Source organism: Acidisphaera rubrifaciens HS-AP3 (assembly GCF_000964365.1).
Classification (GTDB): Bacteria; Pseudomonadota; Alphaproteobacteria; order Acetobacterales; family Acetobacteraceae; genus Acidisphaera; species Acidisphaera rubrifaciens.
The window spans coordinates 1-881 of the sequence record NZ_BANB01000504.1 but is presented as its reverse complement, the minus strand read 5'-3'; the positions used below and the strand labels follow the sequence as shown (position 1 = coordinate 881).

General features: G+C 71.6%; 1 protein-coding gene. It reads right to left on the bottom strand.

Features of this window, described 5'->3' with window-relative positions:
- The coding region (gene fahA, locus B8460_RS13800) for a fumarylacetoacetase (RefSeq protein ID WP_048862188.1) at window positions 1-881 on the bottom strand (881 nt) is incomplete at both ends.

Below are 881 nucleotides of genomic sequence, written 5' to 3'. Positions count from 1 at the left end.
CCGAACAGGTCGCCGGGTTGGAGATTGCAGCCGCCCACCGTGTGGTGCGCGACCATCTGCGCCGCCGTCCAATACAGGTGCATCGCGTTGGTGTGCGTGAGCGTCGCCGGGGCGGTGCCCTCGTCGCGCATGCGGGCGGTCAGCAGCAGCGCCTCGATCGTGATGTCGAACGCGCCGTGCGCCTGGTCGCCGGGATCGTCCAGATAGGCCATCAGCGGCGGATCGCCGTCCTCGCGCGGCATCGGCGGGATGCGGAACGGGGCGAGCGCCTCCGGCGTCACGATCCAGGGCGAGATCGTGGTGGCGAAGTTCTTGGCGAGGAACGGGCCGAGCGGCTGCGCCTCCCACCCCTGGATGTCGCGCGCCGACCAGTCGTTGAGCAGGCAGTAGCCGGCGATGTGCGTATGGGCCTCGGCCAGCGGGATCGGCGTGCCCAGCGCGTTGCCCGGCCCGATCCAGATGCCGAGTTCCAGCTCGTAGTCGAGATTGCGCGACGGGCCGAAATCCGGCGTCTCCTGTCGCGCGGGGCGGCGCTGACCGCGCGGACGCCGGACTTCGGTGCCCGAGACGCGCAGCGAGGAGGCGCGGCCGTGATAGCCGACCGGCAGATACTTGTAGTTGGGCAGCAGCGGCGTGTCCGGCCGGAACTGCCGCCCGGCGTTGCGGGCATGGTGGATGCCGGCGAAGAAATCGGTGTAGTCGCCGACCACGGCCGGCATGTGCAGGGCGCAGTCATCGGCGAGATGCACCAGCTTCTCGACCGTCGCCGCGTCCTCGCTGTCCTCGTCGAGCAGATCGGCGAGGCGACGGCGCAGCGCCACGCGCGCGGCCGGCCCGAGCGCCATCAGCGGGTTGAGCGTGCGCCCCGACGCCGCCTCCGC